The sequence below is a fragment of the Xanthomonas sp. F10 genome (assembly GCF_014206815.1).
GTDB classification, from domain to species: Bacteria; Pseudomonadota; Gammaproteobacteria; order Xanthomonadales; family Xanthomonadaceae; genus Xanthomonas_A; species Xanthomonas_A indica.
In genome coordinates, this window is the sequence record NZ_JACHNP010000002.1 from 886,015 (window position 1) to 910,563 (window position 24,549).

At 69.2% G+C, this 24,549-nt stretch carries 22 protein-coding genes and 1 tRNA gene; 13 read left to right on the forward strand and 10 right to left on the reverse strand.

Annotated elements, in window-relative coordinates; genetic code table 11:
* Positions 1-3: 3 nt before the first annotated feature.
* From ybgC to FHR56_RS15260, 11 genes are all read left to right on the forward strand, one after another.
* Positions 4-498, forward strand: a complete 495-nt coding sequence (gene ybgC / locus FHR56_RS15210; RefSeq protein ID WP_160946541.1) for a tol-pal system-associated acyl-CoA thioesterase — start codon at positions 4-6, stop codon at positions 496-498.
* Positions 495-1,271, forward strand: coding sequence for a protein TolQ (tolQ, locus tag FHR56_RS15215; RefSeq protein WP_017907448.1), 777 nt, complete (start codon positions 495-497; stop codon positions 1,269-1,271). The genes ybgC and tolQ overlap by 4 nt, the downstream gene beginning before the upstream one ends.
* Before the next feature lie 37 nt (positions 1,272-1,308).
* Positions 1,309-1,746, forward strand: coding sequence for a protein TolR (gene tolR / locus FHR56_RS15220; RefSeq protein ID WP_010344312.1), 438 nt, complete (start codon positions 1,309-1,311; stop codon positions 1,744-1,746).
* Positions 1,736-2,737 (forward strand): cell envelope integrity protein TolA, encoded by a 1,002-nt coding sequence (tolA, locus tag FHR56_RS15225; RefSeq protein ID WP_019797277.1) that lies wholly within the window; start codon positions 1,736-1,738, stop codon positions 2,735-2,737. Before tolR ends, tolA begins: the two co-directional genes overlap by 11 nt.
* Positions 2,738-2,908: 171 nt before the next feature.
* Positions 2,909-4,228: a Tol-Pal system beta propeller repeat protein TolB gene (gene tolB / locus FHR56_RS15230; protein ID WP_019797276.1), complete on the forward strand. Its 1,320-nt coding sequence runs from the start codon at positions 2,909-2,911 to the stop codon at positions 4,226-4,228.
* 68 nt (positions 4,229-4,296) lie between these two features.
* Positions 4,297-4,815 (forward strand): peptidoglycan-associated lipoprotein Pal, encoded by a 519-nt coding sequence (gene pal / locus FHR56_RS15235; RefSeq protein ID WP_010344309.1) that lies wholly within the window; start codon positions 4,297-4,299, stop codon positions 4,813-4,815.
* 6 nt (positions 4,816-4,821) lie between these two features.
* Positions 4,822-5,649: a tol-pal system protein YbgF gene (gene ybgF, locus FHR56_RS15240; RefSeq protein WP_184502662.1), complete on the forward strand. Its 828-nt coding sequence runs from the start codon at positions 4,822-4,824 to the stop codon at positions 5,647-5,649.
* Between the two features lie 46 nt (positions 5,650-5,695).
* On the forward strand, positions 5,696-6,373 hold the full coding sequence (gene queE / locus FHR56_RS15245) for a 7-carboxy-7-deazaguanine synthase QueE (protein ID WP_019798162.1): 678 nt from the start codon (positions 5,696-5,698) through the stop codon (positions 6,371-6,373).
* A 186-nt stretch (positions 6,374-6,559) separates the two neighbouring features.
* Complete coding sequence (gene queC / locus FHR56_RS15250; protein WP_026143259.1) at positions 6,560-7,225, forward strand: 7-cyano-7-deazaguanine synthase QueC; 666 nt, start codon at positions 6,560-6,562, stop codon at positions 7,223-7,225.
* A 64-nt stretch (positions 7,226-7,289) separates the two neighbouring features.
* Positions 7,290-7,365: transfer RNA gene (locus FHR56_RS15255), tRNA-Lys, on the forward strand.
* A 411-nt stretch (positions 7,366-7,776) separates the two neighbouring features.
* On the forward strand, positions 7,777-8,178 hold the full coding sequence (locus FHR56_RS15260; RefSeq protein WP_160946512.1) for a hypothetical protein: 402 nt from the start codon (positions 7,777-7,779) through the stop codon (positions 8,176-8,178).
* 256 nt (positions 8,179-8,434) lie between these two features.
* Here the strand turns inward: FHR56_RS15260 and FHR56_RS15265 are convergent, their stop codons facing one another.
* Positions 8,435-9,052 (reverse strand): LysE/ArgO family amino acid transporter, encoded by a 618-nt coding sequence (locus tag FHR56_RS15265; protein ID WP_160946511.1) that lies wholly within the window; start codon positions 9,050-9,052, stop codon positions 8,435-8,437.
* Between the two features lie 105 nt (positions 9,053-9,157).
* Between FHR56_RS15265 and FHR56_RS15270 the strand changes: the two genes are divergently transcribed.
* Positions 9,158-10,066, forward strand: a complete 909-nt coding sequence (locus FHR56_RS15270; RefSeq protein WP_160946510.1) for a LysR family transcriptional regulator ArgP — start codon at positions 9,158-9,160, stop codon at positions 10,064-10,066.
* A gap of 285 nt (positions 10,067-10,351) precedes the next feature.
* Here FHR56_RS15270 and FHR56_RS15275 read toward each other — a convergent pair whose 3' ends face one another.
* The 4 genes from FHR56_RS15275 to FHR56_RS15290 form a co-directional block, all read right to left on the reverse strand.
* On the reverse strand, positions 10,352-10,978 hold the full coding sequence (locus FHR56_RS15275; protein WP_160946509.1) for a TetR/AcrR family transcriptional regulator: 627 nt from the start codon (positions 10,976-10,978) through the stop codon (positions 10,352-10,354).
* A gap of 596 nt (positions 10,979-11,574) precedes the next feature.
* On the reverse strand, positions 11,575-12,069 hold the full coding sequence (locus FHR56_RS15280; RefSeq protein WP_160946508.1) for a hypothetical protein: 495 nt from the start codon (positions 12,067-12,069) through the stop codon (positions 11,575-11,577).
* 146 nt (positions 12,070-12,215) lie between these two features.
* Positions 12,216-14,024 (reverse strand): DNA helicase RecQ, encoded by a 1,809-nt coding sequence (gene recQ / locus FHR56_RS15285; RefSeq protein ID WP_160946507.1) that lies wholly within the window; start codon positions 14,022-14,024, stop codon positions 12,216-12,218.
* 424 nt (positions 14,025-14,448) lie between these two features.
* A complete protein-coding gene (locus FHR56_RS15290) occupies positions 14,449-15,015 on the reverse strand; it encodes a Dps family protein (protein WP_160946506.1) in 567 nt (188 codons plus the stop codon).
* A gap of 93 nt (positions 15,016-15,108) precedes the next feature.
* On the opposite strand from FHR56_RS15290, the gene hrpA reads away from it, so the two are divergent.
* On the forward strand, positions 15,109-19,242 hold the full coding sequence (gene hrpA, locus FHR56_RS15295) for an ATP-dependent RNA helicase HrpA (RefSeq protein ID WP_184502663.1): 4,134 nt from the start codon (positions 15,109-15,111) through the stop codon (positions 19,240-19,242).
* A 737-nt stretch (positions 19,243-19,979) separates the two neighbouring features.
* Here the strand turns inward: hrpA and FHR56_RS15300 are convergent.
* The 5 genes from FHR56_RS15300 to pqqC form a co-directional block, all read right to left on the reverse strand.
* A complete protein-coding gene (locus FHR56_RS15300) occupies positions 19,980-21,755 on the reverse strand; it encodes a chloride channel protein (protein WP_160946504.1) in 1,776 nt (591 codons plus the stop codon).
* Positions 21,756-21,767: 12 nt separating this feature from the next.
* On the reverse strand, positions 21,768-22,280 hold the full coding sequence (locus tag FHR56_RS15305; protein WP_160946503.1) for a hypothetical protein: 513 nt from the start codon (positions 22,278-22,280) through the stop codon (positions 21,768-21,770).
* 97 nt (positions 22,281-22,377) lie between these two features.
* Positions 22,378-23,499, reverse strand: a complete 1,122-nt coding sequence (gene pqqE / locus FHR56_RS15310; protein ID WP_160946502.1) for a pyrroloquinoline quinone biosynthesis protein PqqE — start codon at positions 23,497-23,499, stop codon at positions 22,378-22,380.
* On the reverse strand, positions 23,496-23,774 hold the full coding sequence (gene pqqD, locus FHR56_RS15315) for a pyrroloquinoline quinone biosynthesis peptide chaperone PqqD (RefSeq protein WP_160946501.1): 279 nt from the start codon (positions 23,772-23,774) through the stop codon (positions 23,496-23,498). The genes pqqE and pqqD overlap by 4 nt, the downstream gene beginning before the upstream one ends.
* Positions 23,771-24,517, reverse strand: a complete 747-nt coding sequence (gene pqqC / locus FHR56_RS15320) for a pyrroloquinoline-quinone synthase PqqC (RefSeq protein WP_160946500.1) — start codon at positions 24,515-24,517, stop codon at positions 23,771-23,773. Before pqqC ends, pqqD begins: the two co-directional genes overlap by 4 nt.
* Positions 24,518-24,549 lie beyond the last annotated feature (32 nt).

The window sequence follows — 24,549 nt, forward strand, 5'->3', positions numbered from 1 at the left end:
GCGATCGACCCGAACACGCCGTCGCCCGGCGAATTCCCACTCCCCAATCCCCACTCCCGGCGTCTATTCAGTTGGCCGACACGCGTCTACTGGGAAGATACCGACGCCGGTGGCGTGGTCTACCACGCGCGCTACGTGGCCTTCCTGGAGCGGGCGCGCACGGAGTGGTTGCGGGCGCTGGGGTATGGTCAGGAGCGCCTGCGCCTGCAACACGACCTGGTGTTTGCGGTGCGCGCGATGCAGCTCGACTTCCTGCGCCCGGCACGCCTGGACGACTCCCTGCAGGTCGGCGTCGCGCTGTCGCAGTGCAAGCGCGCCAGCCTGGTGTTCGCGCAGTCGATCCGCCGCGACGACGGGGAACTGCTGTTGCGCGCGCAGGTGCGGGTGGCGGCGCTCAGCGCCGGCAGCTTCCGCCCGCGCGGCATGGACGACGCGCTGCACGATGCATTGAAAGTTCTTGAAATCACTGAAGCCGAATTACTGAGGAACGACGGATGATCGCATTGCTCCTGGCCCTGCAGGACACGGTGGTGGAGGCGCTGCCGCAGGACGTGACCCAGACCGCCACCCAGGCCGTCGCCAGCACCGCCGCCCACGGCGGCATCAACTACCTGGACCTGATGGTCAAGGCTAGCCTGCCGGTCAAGGTGATCGTGCTGCTGCTGCTGCTCGGCTCGCTGATCAGCTGGGTCATCATCTTCCGCAAGGGCAAGGTGTTCAAGGACGCCAACCGCGAGGCCGACGACTTCGAGAACCGCTTCTGGTCCGGCACCGACCTGAGCAAGCTCTACGCCGGCGCCACCGACCGCAACCGCGTGGTCGGCGGGCTGGAGGCGATCTTCGAGGCCGGCTTCCGCGAATTCACTCGCCTGCGCGACAAGCGCCGGCTCGATGCGCGCATCCAGCTGGAAGGCGCGCAGCGAGCGATGCGTGCCACCTACGCGCGCGAAGTGGACCGCCTGGAGCGCAACCTGGAACTGCTCGCCAACATCGGCTCCACCGCGCCCTACGTGGGCCTGGTCGGCACCGTGTTCGGCATCATGGTGACCATGCACGACATGATCAATAGCGGTCAGCAGGCGGGCATCGCCGCGGTCGCGCCGGGCATCTCCGAAGCGCTGTTCGCCACCGCCATCGGCCTGTTCGTGGCGATCCCGGCGGTGTGGGCCTACAACCGCTTCACCACCCGGGTCGAGCGCCTGGCCGTGCGCTTCGAGACCTTCTCCGAAGAGTTCAGCTCCATCCTGCAGCGCCAGGCCAGCGGCGACTGAGCGTCGCCCGCCTGCCCACGACTCCCAGGATTCCCGCATGACTGCCGCCATTTCCCGCCGCAAGCGCCGCAAGCTCAAGTCCGAGATCAACGTCGTGCCGTACATCGACGTGATGCTGGTGCTGCTGATCATCTTCATGGTCACCGCGCCGTTGCTCAGCCTGAGCGTGGACGTGGACCTGCCCGATTCCACCGCGCGCTCGGTGGAGAGCAAGAAGGATCCGGTGATCGTCACCGTCGATGCCGAGGGCCGCTACACGCTGACCTTGCAGGACGGCAAGCCGGAGAAGATCGCCGCGCCGGAACTGAAGGCGAAGATCCAGGCCTTCGTCGGCCAGAACAAGGACGTGCCGGTGTTCGTCGCCGCGCCCGGCAGCTCCAACTATCAATTGGTCATGGACACCATGGTCATGCTGCAGCAGGCCGGCGTGCCCAAGGTCGGCCTGATGAGTCAGCCCGGAAACAATGCACGCTGAAGCCGACTCCCGCCCGCCGCTGCACCGCGGCGACGACAAGGGCCTGATCTACGGGGTCGCCCTGGCGCTGCTGGTGCATGTGCTGATCGCGCTGCTGTTCTTCCTGGCCTGGTGGTGGTCGCCGGTGCGCCAGGTCGAACCGGCCGCCGGTTCGCCGATGGTCGAGGCCTCGCTGGTGGTCTCGGCCGCCGACGTGCGCTCGGCGCAGAAGGCGGTGAAGGACGCGCCCAAGCCCTTGCCCGAGCCGCTGCCCGAACCGGTCAAGGACGTCGCCGAGGAAGACACGGTGCCGCCGCCGCAGCCGCTGCCCACGCCCAAGCCGCAGCAGGCGCCGACCCCGCAGCAGCAGAAGGCGCAGGACTTCGTTCCGGTGCCCGACAAGGTCGACCAGGACCGCGCCACTCGCACCGCCATCTCCCAGGAAAAGGAGAAGCAGGAGCAGGAGGCCAAGCGCCGCCAGGAACAGATCGACCTGACCGAGCAGAAGCGCCAGCAGGAGGCCGAGCAGAAGCAGCGCCTGGCCGCGCAGCAGGAAGAGGAGCGGCAGAAGAAGATCGCAGACATCCGCAAGCAGCGCGAGAAGCTGGAGCGCGAGGCCCAGCTGGCCCAGCAGAAGCTGCAGCAGATCGCCGACTTGAACGCCAAGAAGGCCTCGGCGGCCGCGGCCACCACGCCGCAGCAGGCGCCGGGCCAGAACGGCACCAATACCGACCTGCAGGCCAAGTACGCCGCGGCGATCCAGCAGGCGGTGCTGAGTCAGTGGGTGCGTCCGGATTCGGTGCCGCTGGGGCAGAAGTGCAAGATCTCGATCACGCAGATTCCCGGCGGCCAGGTGATGGAGGCCAAGGTCAGTCCCGACTGCCCGTACGACGAGGCCGGCCGTCGCTCGATCGAGGCCGCCGTGCTGCGCGCGCAGCCGCTGCCCTACCGCGGCTTCGAGACCGTGTTCGCGCGCAACCTGACGTTCAACTTCACCGCCCAGGACCAGTGAGACCGGCCGCCGCCGCTGCGTTTGCGCGCGGCCGGCCATCCACCCCCCGGGCGATGGGCGATAATGTGCCGCGTCCTGCCATCGGCTTCACATGGCGATGGTTCATGATTGCGAATACGTTCACCCGCGCATTGCTATCTCTTGCGCCTTTCCGATCCTGCTGAGCGACCCATGAAGAAACTGCCGCGCTGGCTTGCCGTTCTCACCGCCCTGTTGCTGCCTCTCGCCGCGTCCGCGCAGGACAAGGGCCTGGAAATCGACATCGTCGGCGGCAATGCCTCGGCGACCCCGATCACCGTCGTGCCGATGCCGTACCAAGGCTCGGCGACCCCGCCTAGCACCGACGTCGCTGCGGTGGTCCGCGCCGATCTGGATCGCTCCGGCCAGTTCCGCAACCTGCCCGAGTCGCAGATCGTCGAGCGCCCCACCCGCGGCAGCGAAGTGCAGTTCGCCACCTGGCGCGCGCTCAAGCAAAGCTACCTGGTCGTCGGCCGGGTGATGGACGCCGGCGAGGGCGCCTACCGCGTCGAGTACGAACTGTTCGACGTGGGCAAGGGCGAGCGCATGCTCGGCCTGGCCATGACCGCCCGCGCCAACGCCATGCGCGACGTCGCCCACCAGATGGCCGATGCCATCTACGAGAAGATCACCGGCGTGCGCGGCGCGTTCTGGACCCGCATCGCCTACGTCACCGCCAGCGGCAAGGGCGGGGCGATGCGCTATGCGCTGATGGTGGCCGACTCCGACGGCTACAACCCGCAGACCATCGTCCGCTCGGCCGAGCCGCTGCTGTCGCCGAACTGGAGCCCGGACGGCAAGAAGCTGGCCTACGTGAGCTTCGAGCGCGGCAACTCGTCGATCTACATCCAGGACATCGCCACCGGTGCGCGCCAGCTGGTCTCCAGCTTCCGCGGCATCAACGGCGCGCCGTCGTTCTCGCCGGACGGCAAGAAGCTGGCGCTGGCGCTGTCGCGCAGCGGCAACCCGGAGATCTATGTGATGGATCTGGGCAGCAAGCAGCTGACCCAGCTGACCAACCACTTCGGCATCGATACCGAGCCGACCTGGGCACCGGACGGCAACAGCATCTACTTCACCTCCGACCGCAGCGGCCGTCCGCAGATCTATCAGGTGCCGGCCACCGGCGGCAGCGCCACCCGCATCACCTTCCAGGGCAACTACAACGCGACCCCGAGCGTGTCCTTCGACGGTAACAAGCTGGTCGTGGCCCAGGGCAGCGGCAATACCTACAAGATCGCGATGATGGACCGCAGCCTGGGTTCGCCGCGCTGGAACACGCTGTCGACCGGTTCGCTGGACGAGTCGCCGAGCTTCGCTCCCAACGCCAGCATGGTGCTGTATGCGGCGCGTGAAGGCGGCCGTGGCGTCCTGTACGCGGTCTCGGCCGATGCCCGCGTGCGGCAGCGTCTGGTGCTTGCCGATGGCGACGTGCGCGAGCCGTCCTGGTCGCCGTATCGCACTGCACGTTGACATGTAAGTTTGGTGTTAATATTTCGCTGTTGAACCCCTCATCGGCCCAGGAGCCACAAGGTATCGCCATGAACAAGACCACCCGCGTTCTGCTTGTTTCGCTGTTGTCCGTTGCAGCTCTGGCCGGCTGCGCCAAGAAGGTCAAGGAACAGCCCCAGACCGACACCACCGGCACCACCGGTACCACCGCCCCGACCGGCCCGTCGACCTCCGGTCTGTATGGCCCGGGCGACCTGGACACCGATTCCTGCCTGCGTCAGCGCGTGGTCTACTTCGACCTGGACAAGGACACCGTGAAGCCGGAGTTCCAGGCGATCATGGCCTGCCACGCCAAGTACCTGCGTGACCGTCCGTCCTCGCGCATCACCCTGCAGGGCAACACCGACGAGCGCGGTTCGCGCGAGTACAACATGGGCCTGGGCGAGCGTCGTGCCAACGCCGTGTCCTCGGCGCTGCAGGCCAACGGTGGCTCGGCTGCGCAGCTGACCGTGGTCAGCTACGGCGAAGAGCGTCCGGTCTGCACCGAGTCGAACGAGTCCTGCTGGTCGCAGAACCGTCGCGTCGAGATCGTCTACACGGCGCAGTAAGAAAAGATGCGTATCGGTGTCCTTACATCGATGATCGTCGCGGCGGCCCTCGTGGCCGCCGCGCCGGCTCATGCGCAACGCGCGAGCCTGGCCGACCGCGTTTCCGCGCTCGAGCAGCAGGCCATGAATACCCAGGCCAACACCGACATCCTGAACCAGCTCAACCAGCTGCGGACGCAGATGCAGTCGATGGAGGCCACGATCGAACAACTGCAGCACAGCAACGACCAGCTCAAGCAGCAGATCAAGGACCAGTACCTGGACCTGGATGGCCGCGTGGGCCGGCTCGAAAGTGGTGCAGGGGCAGGGGCGACGCCGCCGTTGCCGCCGGCCAATGGCGCCGCACCGGCTGCCGCGCCGGCCGCGCCCGCAGGCAAGCCGTCCGCCGTCGCCGAGCCGCCGCCGTCGGTGCACGGCGACGCCGGTACCCTGGCGGCCGCCGGCGATGAGCGGGCGGCCTACAACGTCGCCTTCGACGCCCTGAAGGCAGGCAAGTACGCCGATTCGGCGAACCTGTTCCAGAGCTTCCTGCAGGCCTTCCCGAACGGCGTGTACGCGCCGAACGCGCTGTACTGGCTCGGCGAGAGCTATTACGCCACCAAGAATTTCCAGTTGGCCGAGGCCCAGTTCCAGGACCTGATCGGCCGCTATCCGACCCACGACAAGGCACCGGGCGCGCTGCTCAAGCTGGGTCTGTCCCAGTACGGCGAAGGCCGCGTCCAGGACGCCGAGCAGACCCTGCAACAGGTCGGCGCGAAGTATCCTGGCTCCGATGCCGCGCGCACCGCGCAGGACCGCCTGCAGTCGATCCGTATCGGCCAGCAGTTGCGCTGAGCCCCTTACGCTGCCGCCGCCGTCGCGGGAGCACTTTTCTCCCGCCATGGCCGCCGTTCCCAGCGATATCGTCCAAAGCCCGCTGCCCCGCCTGAAGCTGACGGAGATCTTCCTGTCGCTGCAGGGCGAGGCCGAGAGCGCCGGCTGGCCCACGGTGTTCGTGCGCCTGACCGGTTGCCCGCTGCGCTGCAGCTACTGCGACACCGCCTACGCCTTCCACGGCGGGCAATGGTGGGACATCGATGCGATCCTGGAAGAGGTGGCGCGCCACGGCGTACGCCACGTCTGCGTCACCGGCGGCGAGCCGCTGGCGCAGAAGCGCTGCCTGCAGCTGCTGCAGCGCCTGTGCGATGCCGGTTACGACGTCTCGCTGGAGACCTCCGGCGCCCTGGATATCGCCGAAGTCGACCCACGCGTGTCGCGGGTGCTCGACATCAAGACCCCGGCGTCGCAGGAGGCGCACCGCAACCGCTGGGAGAACCTGCCGCTGCTGACCGCGCGCGACCAGATCAAGTTCGTCCTGTGCGGCCGCGCCGACTACGAATGGGCGCGCGCCGTGGTCGCCGAACACCGGCTGGACACCCGCTGCACGGTCTGGTTCTCGCCAAGCAAGAGCGAACTGAGCGCGCGCGACCTGGCCGACTGGATCGTCGCCGACCGCCTGCCGGTACGGTTCCAGATGCAGTTGCACAAGCTGCTGTGGAACGACGAGCCTGGCCGCTGAGCGGCCGGGATTTGGAGTTCGGGATTCGGGATTCGTAGGAGCGGCTTCAGCCGCGACGGATCTTGTTCGAACTTTCATCGCGGCTGAAGCCGCTCCTGCATGGTCAAATGCACCATGTGGATCCCATCCGCTCACGTGCCGTCGCTTTTGCAAATCCCCAATCCCCACTCCCGAATCCCCGCCCCCATGAAAAACGCCGTCGTCCTTCTCTCCGGTGGCATGGACTCCGCCGTCGTCGTCGCCATCGCCCGTGCGCAGGGTTTCGCGGTGCATGCCTTGAGCGTGCGCTACGGCCAGCGCCACACCTCCGAACTGGATGCGGCCGCGCGGGTCGCCTCGGCGCTGGGCGCGGTGGCGCACAAGACCGTCAACGTCGACCTGCGCAGCATCGGCGGCTCCGCGCTGACCGACGACATCGAGGTGCCGGACGCCGGCGGCGACGGCATCCCGGTCACCTACGTGCCGGCGCGCAACACCATCATGTTGTCGGTGGCATTGGGCTGGGCCGAGGTGCTGGGCGCGGCCGACATCTTCTGCGGGGTCAACGCCGTGGACTACTCCGGCTATCCCGACTGCCGCCCCGAGTTCATCGATGCGTTCCAGACCCTGGCCAATCTGGCGACCAAGGCCGGGGTGGAGGGGGCCGGGCTGCGCGTGCATGCGCCGTTGCAGCACATGAGCAAGGCGGACATCGTGCGCGAGGGCGTGCGCCTGGGCGTGGATTTCGGCCTCACCGTGTCCTGCTACCGCGCCGACGACGCCGGCCGCGCCTGCGGCCATTGCGATGCCTGCCGCCTGCGCGCGGCCGGTTTCGCCGACGCCGGCGTCGCCGACCCGACCCGCTACGCCTGATTTCGCGAAACGCCCCGTGCTGGGGTAGACTACGCGCCCCGGTGCAACGCCGGGGTCTTGTTTTGGGCCGTTAGCTCAGTCGGTAGAGCAGAAGACTTTTAATCTTTTGGTCGATGGTTCGAATCCATCACGGCCCACCACTTCGATCCACGCGTTAGGCGTCGCCTTTGGTGATTTTTCGCCGGCTCCTGAAAACTCTACTGAAAATAGCGGCAGCTTCGCTGGTTCCACGGTCGGCACTGCGTGGCCATAACGCTGCCGCACCACATCCGTATTGCGTGGCCTGAGTCCTCATCATCCAAAGGCGTTCTGCCTCGGTGCTTCATGTTGCGCAGCGCAACGCGATCGCTCGCAGCGATCATGTCCTCCGTGATCGCGCGCTTCGTACAGTGTTGCCGAGCGCGCTTTTCGAAAGCCTGGCGTCGCTTTGATCGCGACGTGGGCGACCTTTTGGCCGCACTGAATGTGCATGCCAATGTCGCATCGCCCGCAGCGTCAGCTGCATGCCGCCCGCAAGAGCCAGCCGAAGCCGAGGCATCAGGCACCTGAACGTGCTGCTGAAGCTGCTATGCTGGAACCTGTCTACAGGGGGCTTTGTTGTGCGATTCAATGTGTTGCTTCTTATCGCTGTCCTGGCGGTTCTTTCCGTGCCTGCGCCCGCCGCCCAGTCCGGCCGCTATACGGTCGTGCGCAAGCAACTCACGATTGCCAGCCTGCCGGACGACGACATGCGCCCACAGATCGTCGGGACCGTCGTCGACGTTGGCGCGGGAAGCACCACCCTGAAAGGTGGCGCTCGCGTCCCAGCGATAGGTGCCAAGCTCGGCGACTTGGCGCGTTTCGTCTGTGCTTCGATCGACACGGGCAACCCGCCGGTCTCGACCGACTGTCAACTGGTCAGCTCCCAGGCACCAGACAAGAAGCCGCGCGACTACAACAACTTCTGGGATTGACCCGACGCTGTAGGCGCTACGATCAGCATCCTCCAAGCCCCGGCCATGTGCCGGGGTTTTTGTTGCTGGCTTCTCGTCGCGCTCGGCGGGCAGCTGAAGCGCATGCCCCCGCGCGATTATGAAAGTTTGTCCTCGTCGTCTTGAAGCGGAGGGCAATTCGGAATGCGGCAGTGCTGGCATGTGCTTGGCGGCCTGGGATGTCGGCGTGCTGCATCGGTGCAGTCGCGCCGCGTGGGCCGTCGATGCTCTTGAGCGCTTACCCCAAGGGCTGCAGGAGTAACGACAGGCACAGTCCCAGCATGAACAGCGCGACTGCCGCATCCAACACGCGCCACGCAGCGGGCTTGCGGAACACCGGCTGCAGCAGCCGCGCGCCGTAGCCCAGGCTGCAGAACCAGGTCACGCTGGCCAGGCAGGCGCCGAGTGCGAACGCCCAGCGCAGTTGTCCCGGGTAACGGGTCGAGAGGCTGCCCAGCAGCACCATGGTGTCCAGGTACACGTGCGGATTGAGGAAGGTGAAGGCCAGGCAGGTCAGCAGGACGCGTTGCCAACTCCGCGGATCCTGGCCTTGCGCCAGCAGGCCGCCGCTGCCGCGCCAGGCGCGGCGCGCCGCCAGCAGCGCGTATGCGCCAAGGAAGGCCGCGCCGCCGAAACGCAATCCCTGCAGCACGCCTGGCCAGGCATCCACCACGGCGCCGATGCCCGACACGCCCAGGACGATCAGCGCGACATCGCTGGCAGCGCAAACCGCCACGACCAGGCCGACGTGCCGACGCTGCAGTCCCTGGCGCAGCACGAAGGCGTTCTGCGCGCCGATGGCGACGATCAGGCCGGCGCCGGCGACGAGGCCGGCCAACAGTGCGTGCAGCCACATGCGCAAGGTCCTGGTGGGTGGGGCGAGCATGCTGCACGCGCCGCCCGCATTAGCCAAACTCGTTTTTCTGTACGCTGTGAAGCGTTCCTAATCTGCGTCGTTGCCATGGATCTGCTTCATCCCCAACTGTCCGCCTTCGCCGCCGTGCTGGAAGAAGGAAGTTTCGAGGCTGCCGCGCGCCGCCTGGCATTGACGCCGTCGGCAGTGTCGCAGCGGATCAAGGCACTGGAAGACCGGCTCGGCCAGGTGCTGATCGTGCGCCAGGCTCCCTGCCGGCCGACACCGGCCGGCGAGCGCCTGCTGCGCAGCGTGCGGCCGATGCAGGCGCTGGAAGCCGAGGCGGTGGCCGACTTGCTGCCCGCGCCCGCCGGCAGCGCCGTGGCGCGCAGCATCGCCATCGCGGTCAACGACGACTCGCTGCAGACCTGGTTCCTGGACGCGCTGGCGGCCCTGCACGACGCGCACGGGTTCCTGTTCGACATCCGCGTGGACGACCAGGACCACACACTGGAGTTGCTGCGCAGTGGTGCGGTGCTCGGTGCCGTCACCTCCGTCGGCAAGGCATTGCAGGGCTGCAACGTGCTGCCGCTGGGCGCGATGCGCTATCGCGCGATCGCCTCGCCGGCCTTTTTCGCCCACTACTTCGCCGATGGTCTGGATGCGGCCGCGCTGGCGCGCGCCCCGATGATCGTCTACAACCGCAAGGACGCGCTGCAGGCGCGCTTCGTGCGCCGTATCACCCGCTCGCGGCTGAACCCACCGATCCACTATCTGCCGACCTCCATCGGTTTTGTCGAAGCGGCCGCGCGTGGACTGGGCTGGTGCCTGGCGCCGGAGCAGATGCTTGCAGCCGCCCTGCGCCAGCAGCAGATCGTCGTCGTCGATCCGCAGCGCTGGCTCGACGTGCCGCTGTACTGGCAGCACGTCGCGGTCCGTTCCAGGACCTTGCAGCACATCGGCCAGGCCATGCGCAGCGCGGCACAGCGCATGCAGGGGCAGCTGCCGCCGATCTGATCGGTGCTTGCGCACTGCCGTGTGGCAAAGGTGCGGGCCGCGCGCGGACGCGGTTGCGGTCTGGGCGCTGCGGAGATCGTGTTCGCGTGTCACGCTGGATTGGATGGCATGCGCGTGTCCTGCGAACTCGCCCACCTGGTTCGCCACGCTTGCAACGGTGGCGGTCGACCATGCGCGGTGCATGCGATCCATCTGAGCGCGGTACCCGCTTGGCATGCCGGGTGTCCATCAGCATCCCGCGACGCGTGCGCGTGAGGCGCGCACGTCGGGCGACACCGGGCCGCGCTACGCGCGCGCCTTACTGAAGATCCCGGCCAGGCTTTCGCTGAGGATCAACTGCAGGTGCATGCGGTTGAGTTCCACGCCGGTGGTCATCATCATGTGCAGGCCGCCGCACATCGCCGCGACCGCATAGACGCGGGCCTGGAACTCCGCCTCGCCACCGCTCCAGCCGTGGTCGCGCAGCATGCGTCGCAGCAGATCGCCCAGGTTCTGCACCAGGGACACGTTGAGCCGGCGCGCGTACTGCGCCAGTTCGGGATCGCGCGCCGCGGCCAGGTCCATTTCCAGGTCCAGGCGCCGCCGCCGCTGGTTGGCGTCGGCGACCAGCCACTCTTCCAGCGCCCCGGCGATGAACGCGGTGGCGTCCTGGTGCGGCGGGGGTTGCAGCAGCCACATCGTGCGGATCGCGCGCTCGTAGCCGCGTTCCATCAGCGCCTGGACCAGGCTGCGCTTGTCGTCGAATTGCCGGCGCACTGCGCTGCTGGGCACGTCGGCCGTCCCGGCGATCAGTTCGAAGGTGGTGGCGCCGAGGCCGTTCTCGACGATGCAGCGTTCGGCCGCATCGAGGACGTCATCGTGCAGGCGCTGCTCGCGTTCGCGGGCGCTGTGCAGCCGGACTACGTTGGACATGGCGTGAGCTCGGGGGGGAAGCGGTGCCACATGAAGGAGGATGACGGCCTGGTGCCGACCGGCGAGGCGCACGCTGCTGCGCGTGTCGCCGCCGCACACGCAGACGCCGGTGCAGCGCGATTGTAGACGCGATGCGTCGTTGTCGCGCGTGCAGTGGCGAGTTGGTCGATCCCGTTGCCATGAGCGTGACGGCGGCACTCTTGAAGGGGTGCGCTGGTGCGCGCTTCGCGCGTGCAACGAGCGCCGTCGGCATGGCGGCATGATCGGGGGCGCCTGCCTGCACAGGCGCGCGAGCGGGGTGCATGCGGACTTGGCGTTGCCGGCACGAGACGACCTACTGCGCGGTGCGGCAACTGCGGACCTGAATGAGGGAGGGCGCGTGGCTGCCGAAGAGTCCCCTGGCTGCGTCCGTACCAGCCGAGACGACTTGCGGCACTGCTAATGGCTTCGGGAAGTGTGCTGTAGGAGCGGCTCAGCCGCGACGGGCTTTGAGGGGCTTTGCCGGGAACGCCCCGTCGCGGCTGAAGCCGCTCCTACGAGGTTCGATCGCGGCGGCAGCGGGTTGTTGTGTTGGCGCTGCCCGTGCGTCGCCGCGCTTACCAGCCGAACGGCGGTGGGCCGTAGGCGCCGGGGTAGTAGCCGCGGCCGAACACCGGGCCATCGCCGCGGCCGACGCTGATGCTGATGCCCATCTGCCGCGGCTTGCCGTCGTCGGTGTACGAGGTCTTGCACATGTTCAGATTGGCGGCCTGGTAGTTGCTGTTGCCGCCATGCGTGGAATAGCCGATGCCGGTGGCGACGCTGCCGTGCACGTCGCCGTTGCAGCGTTCGGCCTGCGCCCGCAGGGCCTCGGCGCGCGCCTGCGCTGCTGCGGCCTTCTGTGCCGAGGCCGAGGTGCCGCTGGTGTCGCCGTAGTAGGCGCCCGGCGGATCGGCCTTGGTGCCGGGATCGGCATAGGTGATCGGTTGCTGCGGCACGCTCAGGTCGAGTTTGCGCTTGGCCGCCTCGCTGTCGCCGTTGGCATCGGCGGTCTGGGCCAGGGCCGGGCCGGAAAGCAGGGTGCAGGCGAGGAGAAGGAGGCTGCGGTTCATCGGGCATCCGCCAGGAGAAAGGGGCCAGGCGGGGCCGATGGAACGCTCCGCCATGACGCTGACGCTATCAATACCAGGTTGAACCCGGCCTGTCGGTGCCGTGGGGCGCGGCGGCCTGCGGACGCTGCGGACACCGTTGCCGCGGCTCAGCCCTGCGCGTGCACCACATCCAGCAACTGCTGGCCGTAGCGGGCCAGCTTGCTGCCGCCGATGCCGCCGACCCGCGCCAGCTCGTCCAGGCTGCCGGGGCGCTGCTCGGCGATGTTGCGCAGGGTGCTGTCGTGGAAGATCACGAAGGCCGGCACGTTCTGCTCCTTGGCCAGGCCGGCGCGCAGGTCGCGCAGGGCGTTGAACAGGGGCAGGTCCTGCGCCTGCACCGGTACGCCGGTGCGCGGGCTGCCGCTGCGGTCGCCGCGTTCGCGACCGCGGCTGGGCAGTTCGCGGCGCATCATGATCTTGCGTTCGCCCTTGAGCACCTGGCGGCTGGCGTCGGTGAGGCGCAGGCCGCCGTAGGCGTCGCTGTCCACTTCCAGCAGGCCGGTGGCAACCAGTTGCCGGAACACGCCGCGCCAGGCGCGCGCGTCCAGGTCCTTGCCGATGCCGTAGGTGCTGAGCTGGTCGTGGCCGAACTGCTTGATTTTCTCGCCTTCGTTGCCGCGCAGGATGTCGATCAGGTGGCCGACGCCGAAGCGCTGGCCGCTGCGGTACACGCAGCTCAGCGCCTTCTGCACGGCCACCGTGGCGTCCCAGGCGTCGGCCGGCTGCAGGCAGTTGTCGCAGTTGCCGCAGGGCTGTGGATAGGTCTCGCCGAAGCCGGCCAGCAGCACCTGGCGGCGGCACTGCATCGATTCGCAGTAGCCCAGCAACTGGTCGAGCTTGCGCCGTTCCACGCGCTTGCGCTCTTCGCCGGCCTCGCCCTGCTCGATCATCTGCTTGAGCAGCACAACGTCGCCCAGGCCGTAGCAGAGCCAGGCCTCCGCGGCCTCGCCGTCGCGGCCGGCTCGGCCGGTCTCCTGGTAGTAGCCCTCCAGCGACTTGGGCAGGTCGGTGTGGGCGACAAAGCGCACGTCGGGCTTGTCGATGCCCATGCCGAAGGCGATGGTGGCGCACATCACGATGCCGTCCTCGCGCAGGAAGCGGCGCTGGTTGTCGGCGCGCACCTCGGCCGGCAGGCCGGCGTGGTAGGGCAGGGCGTTGAGGCCTTCGCGGGCCAGGAAATCGGCGGTCTCCTCGACCTTGCGCCGCGACATGCAGTAGACGATGCCGGCGCTGCCGCGGTGCGCGCGCAGGAAGTCCAGCAGCTGGCGCCGTGCATTGTCCTTCTGCACCACGGTGTAGCGGATGTTGGGGCGATCGAAGGAACTGACGAAGTGGCGGGCCTGCGCCAGGTCCAGGCGCTCGGCGATCTCGCGCTGGGTCGGCGGATCGGCGGTGGCGGTGAGGGCGATGCGCGGGGTCTGCGGCCAGCGCTCGTGCAGCACGGTGAGCTGGCGGTATTCGGGGCGGAAGTCGTGGCCCCACTGCGACACGCAGTGTGCTTCGTCGATGGCGAACAGGGCGATGCGGCTGCGCTCGATCAGCGACAGGAAGCGCGGGGTCAGCAGCCGTTCCGGGGCGACGTAGAGCAGGTCCAGCTCGCCGGCCAGCAGGGCACGCTCGACCCGCTGCGCGGTCTCGCCGTCCAGGGTGGAGTTGAGGTATTCGGCGCGCACGCCGAGCTGGCGCAGCGCCTCGACCTGGTCCTGCATCAGCGCGATCAGCGGCGAGATCACGATGCCGGTGCCGTCGCGCTGCAGCGAGGGGATCTGGTAGCACAGCGACTTGCCGCCGCCGGTGGGCATCAGCACCAGTGCATCGTGGCCGGCGGCGACGTGTTCGACGATGTCCTGTTGCAGGCCGCGGAACTGGTCGTAGCCGAAGACGCGGCTGAGCAAGGCGTGGGCGGGGGAAGACATCTGTGTAGGATACCGCGCCGCGCAAGGGCGGTTGGCTTCCGGATGTCCGCAGGCGGGTATCAGGCGAAGGTGCAGCGTTCTGTAGGGCTCACGGGTAGTGCGTCGATGACGAACCAAGCTTGCCTGGTCCGACCCTGCAAGTCGTTGGGGCTGAAGTCCCTCCCGCAAAGCACCCGGCTGGCGCCTCGCAGGTCCCGGTAGCAGCGGCGCTTGTCTCCTTTCGGAATCAGCCGCGACCGGGCCTTGTCCTGAGCGTCGGTCGCGGCTGAAGCCGCTCCTACAAGAAGCCGCTCCTACAACGGGAGCCAGGCGTGACGAGGCAGCGACCGGAATGCATTGCCGCCCAATGCGCGCGGCGGAGCGCGCGCAGCGTCGCCCAGCCTAGCGGCCCGCCCTGCCTGCCAGGCAGGCAGGGCGGCATCCCTTACTGCAGCAGCGAGCGCAGCATCCAGGCGTACTTCTCGTGGGTCTGCAGGCGCTGGGTCAGCATGTCCACCGACGGGTCGTCGCCGGCGTCGTCGGCGGTCTTGAGCACCTTGCGCGCGGTGCGGCATACCGCTTCGTTGCCGACCACCAGCTGGCGCACCATCTCGCGCCAGTCGGCGCTGTCGCTGAGGCCTTCCTCTTCCGGGATCGAGGTCAGCGCCGCGTATTCCTTGTACGAACCGGGGGCGTTGAAGCCCAGGGCGCGGATGCGCTCGGCGACGTCGTCCAGCGCCGCCCACTGTTCGGTGTACTGGGTCTCGAACATCAGGTGCAGCGAGTTGAACATCGACCCGGTCACGTTCCAGTGGAAGTTGTGGGTCTTCAGGTACAGGGTGAAGGCGTCGGCCATGTAGTGCGACAGGCCGTCGGCGATCTTCTTGCGATCGCCGCCGCCGATCCCGATATCGATGTTGGGCGCAGACGGCGCCAGCCCGGCCAGCGGCTGGCCGGCGATGGCCCTGCTGGTGGAGTTCTTGGTCTTGCCGGGGGTCTTGCTCTTGGCCATGGGAAGTTCCTCCTGGGGGTTACGGATGAGATGGCGTCACAATAGACAGACTAAAGCATGTGCTGTGATTCAACGTTCAATGGCATCCGATTGATGAACGCTATCGAAAAACCCTCCGTGCCGGCACGCCTGCGCGAACGCCGCGCCGCGATCGACGGCGCGCTGACCCGCGACCGCGGCCGCCTGCTGGGCCTATGGTCGCGCTGGCAGGCCGCGCCCGGCAATGCTGCGCTCGAGGCCACGTTCGAGCAGGCCCTGCAGGCGTCGCAGGCGCGTTGCGCCGCGCGCGCGGCGCAGCAGCCGGCGATCACCCTGGATCCGCAGCTGCCGATCGCGCGCGAGGCAGAGCGCATCGTTGCGCTGATCCGCGACCACCAGGTGGTGGTGATCGCCGGCGAGACCGGCTCGGGCAAGACCACGCAGTTGCCGAAGCTGTGCCTGGCCGCCGGTCGCGGCGCCGCCGGCATGATCGGCTGCACCCAGCCGCGGCGCATCGCCGCGCGCGCGGTGGCCAGCCGTGTGGCCGAGGAGCTGCGCACGCCGGTGGGCGAGACGGTGGGCTTCCAGGTGCGCTTCAACGATCGCGTCGGCGAGCAGACGCGGATCAAGTTCATGACCGACGGCATCCTGCTGGCCGAGATCGCCAGCGACCGCTGGCTGTCCAGCTACGACACGATCATCGTCGACGAGGCGCACGAGCGCAGCCTCAACATCGATTTCCTGCTCGGCTATCTGAAGCAGCTGCTGCGCAAGCGCCCGGATCTGAAGGTCATCGTGACCTCGGCGACGATCGACACCGCGCGCTTCGCCGCGCATTTCGACGATGCGCCGGTGATCAGCGTGGAAGGCCGCACCTATCCGGTGGAAGTGCGCTATCGGCCGCTGGAGGAGCCGGGCGAAGATGCCGATGCCGAGGGCGGCGATAGCGCCGGCGACCGCACCGTCAACCAGGCGATCGTGGCGGCGGTGGACGAAATCACCCGGCTGGATCCGCGCGGCGACGTGCTGGTGTTCCTGCCCGGCGAGCGCGAGATCCGCGATGCGCACCATGCGCTGGAACGGCGCAAGTACCGCGAGACCGAGGTGCTGCCGCTGTACGCGCGGCTGTCCGCGGCCGACCAGGACCGGGTATTCAATCCCGGCCCGCGGCGGCGCCTGGTGCTGGCCACCAACGTCGCCGAAACCTCGCTGACGGTGCCGCGGATCCGCTACGTGGTCGATCCCGGCTATGCGCGGGTCAAGCGCTACAGCCCGCGGCAGAAGCTCGACCGCCTGCACATCGAGCCGATCTCGCAGGCCAGCGCCAACCAGCGCAAGGGCCGCTGCGGCCGCGTCGCCGAGGGCATCTGCTACCGGCTGTACGCCGAGGCCGATTTCCAGGCGCGGCCGGAATTCACCGATCCGGAAATCCGCCGCTCCAGCCTGGCCGGGGTGATCCTGCGCATGCTGCAGCTGGGGCTGGGACGGATCGAGGATTTCCCGTTCCTGGAGCCGCCGGACGAGCGTGCGGTGGCCGACGGCTGGCAGCAACTGGTGGAACTGGGCGCGGTCGGCGAGCCGGACCGCCATGGCCTGCGCAAGCTCACCGAGATCGGCCGCAAGATGGCGCGGCTGCCGGTGGACGTGAAGCTGGCGCGGATGCTGGTGGCGGCGCAGCAGCACGGCTGCCTGCGGCCGATGCTGGTGATCGCGGCGTTCCTGGGCATCCAGGACCCGCGCGAGCGCCCGCCGGAGGCGCGCGAGGCGGCCGACAACGCACATGCCAAGTTCGCCGATGCGCGCTCGGAGTTCGTCGGCATCCTGCGCCTGTGGGACGGCTACCGGCAGGCGCACGAGGACCTGACCCAGTCCAAGCTGCGCGACTGGTGCGGGCGGCATTTCCTCGGCTTCCTGCGCATGCGCGAGTGGCGCGAACTGCACCGCCAGTTGCATCTGCTGTGCGCGGAACTGGGCTGGACCGAGGAACCGGCGGAGGCCTCCCTGCGGCCGCTGCTGGCCGGCGCTTCCGCGCCCGCGCCGGCGCGCGATGCCGAGACCGCGGCGCGCGCGACCCGCGGGCAACTGCACCGCGCCGCGCGCCTGGCCCGCGAAGGCCGCGGCACCGGCATGCCGGCGACGCCCGCACCGGCGGTCCAGACCCCGCCGCCGGCGCCCGCCGAGTCGGGCGAGGCGCCGCGCGCCAGCGAGCGCGAGCGCGCCGCGGCCTACCAGGCGCTGCACCGCGCCTTGCTGGCCGGCCTGCCGACCCAGGTCGGCCACCGCACCGAGAAGGGCGATTTCCTGGCGCCGCGGCAGCGCCGTTTCCTGCTGTTCCCCGGCTCGGCGCTGGCGCGCAAGCCGCCGCCGTGGGTGCTGCCGGCGACGCTGCTGGACACGCAGAAGGTGTGGGGCCTGACCAACGCTGCGATCGAACCGGATTGGGTGATCGCGGAGTTGCCGCACCTGCTGGCGCGCAAGCATTTCGATCCGCACTGGTCGCGCGCGCAGGGGCAGGTGCTGGCCTCCGAGCAGATCAGCCTGTTCGGGCTGGTGCTGGCGCCGAAGAAGCCGGTGCACTACGGCCGCATCGATCCGCCCGGTGCGCACGAGCTGTTCGTGCGCCAGGGCCTGGTGCCGGGCGAGATCAACACCCGTGCCAGCTTCGTCGCCGACAACCAGAAGGTGCTGGCGCAGGCACACGAGGAAGAGGCCAAGCTGCGCCGCGCCGGCATCGTCGCCGACGAGGACTGGCAGGCGCGCTGGTATCTGGACCGGATTCCCGGCGAGATCCATTCCGCCTCCGGCCTGGACGCCTGGTGGAAGGCGCTGGCGCCGGAGCAGCGGCGCACGCTGCACTGGTCGCTGGCCGACCTGCTGCCGGGCGAGGGCAGCGAGGCCGAGCGCTATCCCAAGTACTTCCCGCTGGGCGATGCGCGGCTGCCGCTGCAGTACCGGTTCGAACCGGGCGCGGCCGACGACGGCGTGACCCTGGAGGTGCCGGTGCACCTGCTCAACGCGCTGGATCCGGCACGGCTGTCGTGGCTGGCGCCCGGCTTCGTGACCGACAAGGCCGCGGCGCTGATCCGCAGCCTGCCCAAGGCGCTGCGCCGCAACTACGTGCCGGCGCCGGACTTCGCCCGCGCGTTCCACGAGGCATTCCCGCAGCCCAGCGCCGACGACATGCGTGGTGAGCTGGCGCGCTTCCTGCAGCGAGCCACCGGCGCGCCGCTGAGTGCGCTGGAGTTCGACGAGAGCACGCTGGAGCCGCATCTGCGCATGAACCTGCGCCTGCGCGACGATGCCGGCAAGGTGCTGGCCGAATCGCGCGACCTGGACGCGCTGCGTGCGCGCTTCGGCGAACGTGCCGGGCAGGCCTTCGCCGCGCGCGCCGGCCGTGCCATGGCCGCGACCGGGCTGCGCGAATTTCCGGCGGCGCCGATTCCGCTGCAGGTGCCGGGCGAAGCCGGCGTGCCGGCCTATCCGGCGCTGGTGGACGAGGGCGACAGCGCCGCGCTGCGCATCTTCGCCGACCGTGCACAGGCCGAGGCCGCGCATCCGCGCGGCGTGCGCCGGCTGCTGGAGATCGCCCTGGCCGACAAGGTCAAGCAGGCGCGCAAGCAGTTGCCGGTGTCGCCCAAGACCGGGCTGCTGTACGCGGCGATCGAGTCGCAGGAACGCCTGCGCGGCGACCTGGTGGAGGCGGCGTTGAACGCGCTGCTGGAGCAGGGGCTGGAGGCGATCCGCGATGCGGACAGCTTCGCCCAGCGTCGCGACGTCGCCGCCAAACAGCTGTTCGGCGAGGCGATGGAACGGCTGAAGCTGGCCGAGGCGATCATGGGCGCGGCCGCCGAACTGAAGCCGCAACTGGAATCGCCGCTGATGGGCTGGGCCAGCGGCAACCTCGACGACCTGCGCGCGCAACTGGCGGCCTTGCTGCATCCGGGCTTCCTGCGTGAGACCCCGGCCACCGCGCTGGCGCAGTTCCCGCGCTATCTGCGCGCGATGATCCTGCGCGCCGAACGCGCCAAGCGCGACCCGGCCCGCGACCAGGCGCGCATGCTGGAGCTGAAGCCCTTCGTCGACGCACTGGCCGACGCGGCCGCGGCTGGACGTGCAGACACGCCGGAGTGGCAGGCGCTGCGCTGGGACCTGGAAGAACTGCGGGTGTCGCTGTTCGCCCAGGAGCTGGGCGCCCGCGCCGGCATCTCGGCCAAGAAGCTCGCGCAGCGGGTGGCGCAACTGCGGTGATTCGGGAGTGGGGATTGGGGATTGGGTGCGAGATTCCTGCGCTGGTCCTGCTGCCCGTGCCGCGGTGTTCGCGTTTGCAGCGTTCCGTGGGAGGGACGTCGGGGCACGTTTCATCCCCCGCGTTCGCCAGGCGTCATTGCCTCTGTAGGAGCGGCTTCAGCCGCGACGGCGTTCCAGGCAAGGCCTCGTCGCTGAAGCCGCTCCTACGCGTACACCCCAGAAGGTAGTGGAGGTGTCCTGCATTCCAGATGCTCTGGCGTTGATGCGTCGGGGCTGAAGCCCCTCCCACAAAGGGAGACATCGCGTGGAGCGGTCACGACGACGCGCTCTGCAACCATTCGCCGTGTTTTTGAGCGCCAAGGGCCTGACGGCGCTGAGTCTTGTTCTTGTCGCTGCAGGTGCTTTGGTCGCCACCGGCTGCATCGAAGCGCAGCTCGGCTGACGCCGCTGCACAGCTGCGCCGCTTGCTGTTGCGCGCCGTGAGTTCAGCGTATCGACCATGTCGCTCGTTGTGGGAGGGACTTCAGTCCCGACGCATTCCCACAAAGAGAGATAGGCCGCGTGGGTGTGGTCAATGCAGCAGATCGCAGTGGAGTCGTGCCGAAACGCCGTAGGAGCGGCTTCAGCCGCGACCTTTTTGCGCCAACGCGTCGCGGCTGAAGCCGCTCCTACGACATGCGATCACGGCCCTCACCTCTCAGGGGCCAGCAATCCTGCGAATCCCCAATCCCGGCCCCTCAATCATCCACCCGCTCGCCCATCAGCTCGCGCTGGCGCTTGTCCAGTTCCTCGGCATAGCGCTTGCGCACGAAGCTTTCGCTGAGCACGCCCAGCACCTTGCCCTGCTCGTCGACCACGGCCAGTTCGTCGCTCTGGGTCAGGTCGAACTGGCGCATGGCGGTGACCACGTCGGTGTCGGCGGGCAGGGCGACGTCGCGGTTGCCGGCGTAGTCGACGATGGCCGCGTCGGCGTTGACGCCATCGGCATAGGCGGCGGCCAGGGTGACCAGGCCCGCGTAGTGGCCGTTCTCGTCCTCCAGCACCACACGGGTGCCCGAACCGAGCGGGAAACGGCGGCGGAACTCGGCGACGCTGGTGGTGGCGGCCAGCGGATGCACGTCCTTGCGCATCATCCGTCCGGCGCTGAGGTGCTTGACCCACCCGACGTCGCGCGCGCTCTTGATGGTTTCGCCGCGCAGGTGCAGGCGCCAGGTGGAGAACGAGTAGCCGAAGATCTGCCGGACGATGGTATTGGCCACCAGCACCGCCACCATCACCGCGCTGGCCAGCACGAAGTCGTGGGTGCCCTCGAGCACCAGCATCGCCATCGTCATCGGCGCGCCGACCACGGCGGCGGCCATCGCCGCCATGCCGGCCAGCGAGGCGGCGGTGCCGTCGACCAGGGCCATGCCGCTGCCGAGGTTCAGTACGCCGGCGAACAGCCCGCCGACCAGCGAGCCCATGAACAGCGAGGCGAAGAACAGGCCACCGCGGAAGCCGAAGCCCAGCGAGATGGCCGAACCCAGGCACTTGAGCAGCAACAGGATGCCGAGCCAGCGCAGCGAGGTCGGGCTGGTCAAGTCCAGGTGCAGCGCGCCGTGCCCGGAGGACAGCACCTGCGGGGTGATCAGTGCCAACGGGATCAGCAGCAGGCCGCCGGCCACCGGGCGCGCCCAGCGCGGCAACGGGCTGCGGTTGATGGCCTGTTCGATCGCGCCGATCAGGCGCATCACCGCGACCGCCAGCAGCGCGCAGAGCACGCCGAGCAGCGCGTACAACACGTAGTCTCGCGCCTCCAGCGCCGAGGCCGCCGAGGCCGGCAGCAGGTACGGCTGCACCCCGGCCAGCTGCGACACGAACACCGCGCCCAGCGAGGCCACCGCCACCGGCGCCAGCGCCGAGGGCGAGTACGCGCCGATGACGATCTCGAACGCGTAGAAGGCGCCGGCCAGCGGCGCGCCGAAGGCGGCGGCGATGGCCGCGCCGGCACCAGCGCCGACCAGAGTGCGGATGTCGGCGCGGCGCAGGCGCAGCACCCGGCCCAAGTGCGAGCCGGTGCCCGCGCCCATCTGCGTATACGCCGCTTCCAGGCCGACCGAGGCGCCGACGCCGTTGGAGAACAGGGTCTGCACGGAGACGATCAGGTTGTCGCGCATCGACATGCGCCCGCCATACAGCGCGTTGGCTTCGACGGCGTCGACCAGCTGGCGCTTGCGCGCGCGCGCGGCCATGCCCAGCAGGCCGACCAGCAGCCCGCCCAGCGGCAGCACCAGCAACTGCTGCACGCTCAGCTCGGACATGGCGCTGAGCCGCTCGTCGGCTTCGAGGCCGTACAGCCAGGTCTGCGCGCCATGCGCCAGGCTGCTCTGCAGCAGGGTCAGCAGGCCGGCCATCACCCCGACCAGCAAGGCCAGGGCGATGAACCACACATCGCTGGCGCGCAGGCGCCGGCGCAGCGCATCGGCGACGCTGTGCGAAGCGTCGGCCAGGCCCGGCCGCGGACGCAGGTGCACGGTGCGCGATCCTTATTTGACGCGACGGACCTTGGCGCGGGTGTTGTAGTTGTCGATCTGCATGTACCACACGCCCATGATCCCCGGGGTGATCTTCACCTTGGGCGCAGTGCGGTGCACGCTGGCCAGGCTCGCTGCTTCGGTCTGCTCCCATTCCTGGCCATTGGCCAGCACGTAGTGGCGGCCTTTGGCGAAGCCGGAGAACTCGCCCACCAGGGTGCTCTCGATCGGCTCGGCGCTGCCGAAGTCGAAGAAGCCGCGGTTCTTGGTGATCACCTCGCGGCGGCCTTCCTCCTTGGCTTTTTCCAGCGCCACCGCGGTTTCCTTGGCGACCTTGCCCTGCAGCCAGTCGTTCAGCGCGGCCAGCTCCTGCGGCGACAGCTTGTCCAGCCCGGCGGCCTTGAACTCCTGCGGCGACATCTGGGTCTGCAGATCGCCGGAGACGGTGCGCTGGGCGAGTGCCGGGGCGGCGTATACGGCGAGCGCCGCGCACAGGGCCAGGGGAGCGAGACGCGCAAGGGACATGGCGGGGATCCGGGCAGTGGGATGCGCGGTAGTGTAGTCGCAAGCGGTGACGGCGCACCGCCTGCCGGCGCACCCGGGACCGCGTCGGCGCCCGGCCTCAGTCCTCGGCGGCAGCGGGCGCGACGGCCGCGCGTGGCGGCCGCCGATACACGAAATCCGGGGGCGGCGCGGCGGCTTCGCGCTGCGCCAGCGCCTGCAGTGCCGCGTGCGCCGGGGCGCGTTCGCACACCGGGTCCAGGGTCGCGGCATCGCCGCTCAGCGCCAGCGCCTGGCAGCGGCAGCCTCCCCAGTCGATCTCGCGCTTCGGGCAGCCCTGGCACACCTCGGGCATCCAGGCGCTGCCGCGGAAGCGCACGAAGGCCTCGCCGTCTGCCCAGATCGCCGCCAGCGGGCGCGTGCGCAGGTTCTCGAAGCGCATGTCCGGCAGGGTCTCGGCGGCATGGCAGGGCAGCACGTCGCCGCGCGGGGAGATGTTGACGAAGCGCTGGCCCCAGCCGCCCATGCAGGCCTTGGGCCGGTGCGCGTAGTAGTCGGGGGTGACGAAATCGATGTGCAGGCGGTCCTGCAGGCGCAGGCGGGCGGCGTCCACCGCGGCCACGGTGGCGTCGATCTGCGCGCGGCTGGGCATCAGCGCGGCGCGATTGCGCAGGCCCCAGCCGTAGTACTGGGTATGGGCCACTTCCAGGCGTTCGGCGCCGAGCTCCAGCGCCAGTTCGATCATTGCCGGGACACGTTCGGCGTTGTGCCGATGGATCACCGCGTTGATCGTCAGCGGCAGGTCGAGCGCGCGCACCGCCGCGGCGAACGCGCGCTTCTTCGCCAGGCTGTCGCGGTAGCCGGCGATGCGGTCGGCGCCGGCGGCGTCGGCATCCTGGATGCTCAGTTGCACGTGCTCCAACCCAGCGGCGGCCAGGGCCGCCAGCATCGGCGCGCCGCCGGCCACGCCGGAGGTGATTAGGTTGCTGTACAGGCCCAGTGCGCGCGCATGCGCCACCAGCTCGGGCAGGTCCTTGCGCAGCATCGGTTCGCCGCCGGAGAAGTGCGCCTGCAGCACGCCCATCGCCGCGGCCTGGTCCAGCGCCGAGCGCCAGCCGGCGGTGTCCAGTTCCTCGCGCAGGCCGGCCAGTTCGATCGGGTTGGAGCAATACGGGCAGGCCAGCGGGCAGCGGTGGGTCAGCTCCAGCAGGATCGACAGCGGCGGCGGCACCTGGGCGGTCATGCGCGCAGCAGCCGCTTGGCGTGCAACTGCTGCGCCAGTTCGCGCACGTCGCGTTCGACCTCGGCCGGGTCGGCCTCGAATTCGGCGGCCAGTTCCGCGGCGATCGCCGCCAGGCTGCGGGCGCCGTCGCAGCGCGAGACGATGGCGTGGGCGATCTCGTCCAGTTCGATCACCCGTTCCGGTGCCAGCAGCACCCATTGGTCGCGGGCGCGGTCGTGCTGCAGGCGCACGCCGGCGACGAGCCGCGGCTGGCTGCCGGCGTCCAGCGTGCTCATGCCGCGGCCTGCGCGGCGTCGGGGGCGAACGCGTCCGGCCAGGCCACGCCCGGCTGCACGTAGGCGAAGTGCAACGCGTCCAGTTGCGACCACAGCACGCCGCACTTGAAGCGCAGCGCGTCTTGCACCAGGTGCTGCTTCTCCACGGTGTCGGCGTGGCGCTTGACGTAGTCCAGGGCGAAGTCCGAATCGCGCGGCGCCTCGTGCAGGCGATGCTCGAAATACGCCAGCGCCTCGCGCGAGACGAAGTCGTAGTGCTGCAGCATGCCGGCCACGCGGTGGCTGATGATGCCCGGCGCGAACAGCTCGGTCAGCGACGAGGCGATGGCCTCCAGCAGGCTCTTCTCGCGCACGAAGTGCAGGTAGCCCTGTACCGCGAAGCGAGTGCCGGGCAGCAGGCCGCGGCCGGACTGCACCAGGTCGCGGTCCAGCCCGAGCGCGTCGGTCAGGTGCAGCCAGCGGGCGATGCCGCCTTCGCCGTCGCTGCTGCCGTCGTGGTCGACGATGCGTTGGCGCCAGATCCGGCGCAACGCCGGATCGTCCATCCGCGCCAGGATCGCCGCGTCCTTGAGCGGGATGCAGCGCTGGTACTCGTAGCGGTTCAGCGCCCAGGCCTGGACCTGGCCGCGGTTCAGGCGCCCGCTGTGCAGCAGCGCGTGGAAGGGATGCTGGTCGTGGTACAGCCGCGCGCCGATCGCGCGCAGCGCGGTTTCCAGTTGCTCTGGGCTCAGCAAGGCGCTCACGGGCTCGGCCTCGCAGGCGATGCGGGGGTTCG

What these genes read in the sequence shown, in the direction of transcription:
- tolQ (WP_017907448.1), top strand. Translation starts at nt 495, where the DNA reads ATGATCGCATTGCTCCTGGCCCTGCAGGACACGGTGGTGGAGGCGCTG.
- tolR (WP_010344312.1), top strand. Translation starts at nt 1,309, where the DNA reads ATGACTGCCGCCATTTCCCGCCGCAAGCGCCGCAAGCTCAAGTCCGAG.
- tolA (WP_019797277.1), top strand. Translation starts at nt 1,736, where the DNA reads ATGCACGCTGAAGCCGACTCCCGCCCGCCGCTGCACCGCGGCGACGAC.
- tolB (WP_019797276.1), top strand. Translation starts at nt 2,909, where the DNA reads ATGAAGAAACTGCCGCGCTGGCTTGCCGTTCTCACCGCCCTGTTGCTG.
- pal (WP_010344309.1), top strand. Translation starts at nt 4,297, where the DNA reads ATGAACAAGACCACCCGCGTTCTGCTTGTTTCGCTGTTGTCCGTTGCA.
- ybgF (WP_184502662.1), top strand. Translation starts at nt 4,822, where the DNA reads ATGCGTATCGGTGTCCTTACATCGATGATCGTCGCGGCGGCCCTCGTG.
- queE (WP_019798162.1), top strand. Translation starts at nt 5,696, where the DNA reads ATGGCCGCCGTTCCCAGCGATATCGTCCAAAGCCCGCTGCCCCGCCTG.
- queC (WP_026143259.1), top strand. Translation starts at nt 6,560, where the DNA reads ATGAAAAACGCCGTCGTCCTTCTCTCCGGTGGCATGGACTCCGCCGTC.
- FHR56_RS15265 (WP_160946511.1), bottom strand. Translation starts at nt 9,052, where the DNA reads ATGTGGCTGCACGCACTGTTGGCCGGCCTCGTCGCCGGCGCCGGCCTG.
- FHR56_RS15270 (WP_160946510.1), top strand. Translation starts at nt 9,158, where the DNA reads ATGGATCTGCTTCATCCCCAACTGTCCGCCTTCGCCGCCGTGCTGGAA.
- FHR56_RS15275 (WP_160946509.1), bottom strand. Translation starts at nt 10,978, where the DNA reads ATGTCCAACGTAGTCCGGCTGCACAGCGCCCGCGAACGCGAGCAGCGC.
- FHR56_RS15280 (WP_160946508.1), bottom strand. Translation starts at nt 12,069, where the DNA reads ATGAACCGCAGCCTCCTTCTCCTCGCCTGCACCCTGCTTTCCGGCCCG.
- recQ (WP_160946507.1), bottom strand. Translation starts at nt 14,024, where the DNA reads ATGTCTTCCCCCGCCCACGCCTTGCTCAGCCGCGTCTTCGGCTACGAC.
- FHR56_RS15290 (WP_160946506.1), bottom strand. Translation starts at nt 15,015, where the DNA reads ATGGCCAAGAGCAAGACCCCCGGCAAGACCAAGAACTCCACCAGCAGG.
- hrpA (WP_184502663.1), top strand. Translation starts at nt 15,109, where the DNA reads ATGAACGCTATCGAAAAACCCTCCGTGCCGGCACGCCTGCGCGAACGC.
- FHR56_RS15305 (WP_160946503.1), bottom strand. Translation starts at nt 22,280, where the DNA reads ATGTCCCTTGCGCGTCTCGCTCCCCTGGCCCTGTGCGCGGCGCTCGCC.
- pqqE (WP_160946502.1), bottom strand. Translation starts at nt 23,499, where the DNA reads ATGACCGCCCAGGTGCCGCCGCCGCTGTCGATCCTGCTGGAGCTGACC.
- pqqD (WP_160946501.1), bottom strand. Translation starts at nt 23,774, where the DNA reads ATGAGCACGCTGGACGCCGGCAGCCAGCCGCGGCTCGTCGCCGGCGTG.